Origin of the sequence: Desulfosarcina cetonica JCM 12296, from assembly GCF_001311845.1 — a bacterium.
Classification (GTDB): Bacteria; Desulfobacterota; Desulfobacteria; order Desulfobacterales; family Desulfosarcinaceae; genus Desulfosarcina; species Desulfosarcina cetonica.
Genome location: NZ_BBCC01000332.1, coordinates 1 through 3,815 on the forward strand (window position 1 = coordinate 1; position 3,815 = coordinate 3,815).

The window sequence follows — 3,815 nt, forward strand, 5'->3', positions numbered from 1 at the left end:
GGCAACGGCGCCGGTTCCGGTGACGGCGGCGGCATCCGCCTGGCCATGGTCAACGGCCAGGATGTGGCCAACAACAACAATGACAGCGCCTGGTACGGGGTCGATCTGTTCAACAACATGATCGTCAACAACGTGGCCGGGCTGGCCGGCGGCGGCATTTCCCTGCAGGACGCCGTCAAGGTCCGCATCTTCCACAATACCATCGCCAACAACGACAGCCTGGGAACCGCGGGATCGGCTTTTCTCGACCCCAACCAGTCGACGCCCCAGGACGGTGCCGGCATTGCCGCCCGGGCCCACAGCCCATTGCTGCTGGCCACCGGCCGGCCCATCGGAACATTCGCCAACCCCGCGCTCCAGGATGCCATCGTCTGGCACAACCGTCAGTTTTTCTTCAGGATCGCCGCGGGAAACCCCGTGGACCCGGCGGGTGGATCGGTGTGGGGGCTCTGCCCGGATATCGGCGGTGCCATCACCGGTCTCGGTTGCCCGAGCAACGCTCCGGTTTACAGCGACCTGGGTGTCCTTGGCGCCGATGGCAGCCTCAACCCGATATCCTCCATTCTTACCGACACGGTCGGGTATGACCCGTCGAACCTGACAGCGGATCCTGCATTCACGCGGCCTTACATTAACGGCGCCCGCTCGGACGTGTTCCAGCCCGAAATCACCACCGCCATCCAGGCCAACCCGGCCTTCGACGAGGGCGGCAATTTTATCCGGCCGAACTATGGCCCCCTGACGCTGGTGGCAGACCCCAATGTCTCGCCGAATCTGCTCTGGGACTACCATATCGAACCGGGATCGCCGGCGGTGAACGCCGGCTCAATCGCGACGCCGGCGACCGACATCGACGGCGACAACCGAACCGCTTCTCCGGACATCGGTGCGGATGAGTCTACGACGCCGTGAGTCGGCCGTCCCAATCCTCGTTTTCCTCTCCCACGGGGGAGGAAGACGGGGCCGGCGGTGAGTCCCGTGACGGCGCGTCTGTTCAACAAAAGGTAACCATGGAAGGAGTGCTACCATGAATTCAACCCAGCGAATATCGATTCCGTTTCTGATGGCCCTGCTGCTGGTGCTTGCCGCTGTTCCGGCAACGGCCCAGGTCAGCAGTCAGTGCCCGGGCGATCTCAACGGGGATTCCATTCCGGATCCGTTCCTCTTCCGAAACAACGGAACCCCATCCAACCAACCCAATCCCGATTATGATCCCAACGTCCAATGCATGCACCTGACCGGCGGTGACGGTTTCGCCGCCATGGCCGATGACCGGCCGCTTTATACCTTCGGCTTTTTCGACGCCACCGGTGTCCCCGACGACCAGGTGATGACCGCCGGCATCCTGGCGGCCGCCTGGCCGGCGCCGGCGATCGTGGTGGACGAGGGCAAGCAGTTCTACCTGACCCTGACCAACGTGGGCATGCTCAAGCGGCCTGACCTCTTCGACCCCCATACCGTCCACTTCCACGGCTTTCCCAATGCGGCCTCGGTGTTTGACGGCCTGCCCGAGTCGGCCATCGCCATCAACATGGGCGCCAGCCTGACCTACTACTACAACCTGGTGGAACCGGGCACCTTTATGTACCACTGCCACGTGGAGGCCACCGAGCATATGCAGATGGGCATGCTGGGCAACCTTTATGTGAGGGCCCGACAGAGCTTCGACGGCGACCCGGCGCATGGCATCGCACCGGGAACCCTGGGCGGCAACACGGCGCCCGGCGCACCCATGGGCTATGCCTACAACGACGGTGACGGCTCCACTGCCTACGATGTCGAGTATCCCCTTCAGCTCGGCGGCTTCGACCATGTCTTCCATGAGGATCATGTCAACGTCCAGCCGTTACCCTTTGCCATGATGCGGGACACCTATCCGATGATTAATGGACGGGGTTATCCGGACACGATCAACGCCGGCCCGATGCACCAGCCCCTTGACCCGGACACCGGCGAAGACCTGAACGGTGCTGCGAATTCGCAACCCGAGAGCTCGCTGATCACCGCCACGGCCGGCCAAAAAATCCTGCTGCGGCTCTCCAACCTCAACATCACCGTGATCCACACCCTGATCAGCCCCAGCATCCCCATGGAAGTGGTGGGCATCGACTCCCGTGAACTGCGCACCGAGGACGGCCTGACACCGTTGCATTACCAGACCAATTCCGTGTCCCTGGGCGGCGGCATGTCGACCGACGTGATTTTGGACACCAGCGGTATCGCACCGGGCACCTACTATCTCTACGCCGCCAACCTCAACTACCTGAGCAATTACCAGGAAGACTTCGGCGGCATGATGACCGAGATCGTGATCAACTAATCCATTCAACCATGGGAGGAACGTCATGAACCGACTCAATAGAATCATTCGGGCCGCCGGAGGCCTCGCGGTTTCGGTCACCGTCCTGCTGGTGCTGCTGTTTGCCGGCAGCGTCCGGGCCGGTGTGCGCATCGACGGCATCTCCGGGACCAATTTCAATTTCACCACGGGCACCGGCGAGATCAGCACGCCGGACGGAGGATCGGTGCACTTCTGGGGCTACCAGGCACGAGTGCCACCGATGGTCCCGGAAACCCGTTCAATGTCCCCCAATACCCCGGGCCGACCCTGATCCTGAACCAGGGCGATACCGTGACCATCAGCCTCACCAGCGGGCTGCCCTTTGGTCGCTGTACATCCATGGTGTTTCCCGGGCATGCGGTGACGGCCGACGGGGGCGACCAGGACGGCTTGTTGGCGCGGGAAACCTGCCCGGGCGGCACGCCCGTCGCGTACACCTTCACGGCGACCCAGCCCGGTACCTACACCTACTACTCGGGCACCGAGCCCGAGCTGCAGATCGAAATGGGCCTGGTCGGCGCCATCATCGTGCGGCCGAGCCTGGGCGGGGATTACGCCTACAACGACGCGAACACGCGCTTCGACCACGAGTACCTTTTCCTGATGACCCAGATGGATCCGGTGATCCACCAGCTGGTCGAGCAGGGACGTTTCAGCGAAGTCGACATGACGCGCTACTGGCCGGTCTACTGGTTCTTCAACGGGCGGGCCGGCCCCGACGATCTGGCCGATGCCTTCGTCTCCTGGCTGCCCCACCAGCCCTACAACTGCACGCCGCGCATGACACCGGGGCAGAAATTGCTGATGCGGCTGGTCGGCGGGGACCAGGGTCAGCACCCCTTCCACTACCATGGCAACAATGCCGACATCATCGCCCGCGACGGTCGGTTATTGCCGCACTCGCGCTCCCAGTTCACCACCCTGTCGGTTCCCGGAGAGACGGTCGACCAGATCTTCACCTGGACCGGTGAGAAGTTGGGTTGGGATATCTACGGAACCCCGGCGGATGGAATGCCGGCGCACAGTTGCGTTGATGGCGACGGTGACGGCTTTGGCGATGTCTCGGCTGGATCGACCTTCGACCACGAGTACTGCGCCGATCACGGCAAGCCGCTTCCCGTGGTCCTGCCCGAGCAGCAGAACCTGCCTTCGGCGGCTGGTGGTCCGGCAGTCCCTTCATGGGGGCTGGCGGCGTCTTGCCTCCGGGCGAAGGCGGCCTCAATCCCAATTCCGGCTACTTCTTCATGTGGCACTCCCACGCGGAGAAGGAACTGACCAATTTCGATATTTTTCCCGGCGGGATGATGAGCATGATGGTCGTCGAACCGCCCGGCACCCCGATTCCCTAAGACAAGGAGGGACGAGCAATGAACATCAAGATACGCTTCAAAAGGTTGATATTGCCGGCCCTGGGGCTGGTGGCCCTTGCCGTTTCGGCAGCGCCCTCCTTGGCGGCGGAGCTGGCCGCGGTGGA

At 63.0% G+C, this 3,815-nt stretch carries 4 protein-coding genes and 1 pseudogene; all 5 read left to right on the top strand.

Annotated elements, in window-relative coordinates; genetic code table 11:
* Window positions 1-912 (top strand): choice-of-anchor Q domain-containing protein (locus JCM12296_RS40655; protein ID WP_218188417.1); only part of this gene is annotated, 912 nt, incomplete at its 5' end.
* Window positions 913-1,027: 115 nt separating this feature from the next.
* Window positions 1,028-2,320 carry a multicopper oxidase domain-containing protein gene (locus JCM12296_RS33195; protein WP_054702168.1) on the top strand — a complete coding sequence of 431 codons (1,293 nt, stop codon included), beginning with the start codon at window positions 1,028-1,030 and terminating at the stop codon, window positions 2,318-2,320.
* A gap of 25 nt (window positions 2,321-2,345) precedes the next feature.
* Window positions 2,346-2,612: a hypothetical protein gene (locus JCM12296_RS33200; RefSeq protein WP_054702171.1), complete on the top strand. Its 267-nt coding sequence runs from the start codon at window positions 2,346-2,348 to the stop codon at window positions 2,610-2,612.
* A gap of 20 nt (window positions 2,613-2,632) precedes the next feature.
* Window positions 2,633-2,818, top strand: a pseudogene (locus JCM12296_RS51175) (hypothetical protein); the annotation flags it as partial.
* A 27-nt stretch (window positions 2,819-2,845) separates the two neighbouring features.
* The gene (locus tag JCM12296_RS33205) at window positions 2,846-3,616 is read left to right on the top strand and encodes a cupredoxin domain-containing protein (protein WP_246805257.1); all 771 of its coding nucleotides are present in this window, start codon (window positions 2,846-2,848) and stop codon (window positions 3,614-3,616) included.
* Window positions 3,617-3,815: the final 199 nt, after the last annotated feature.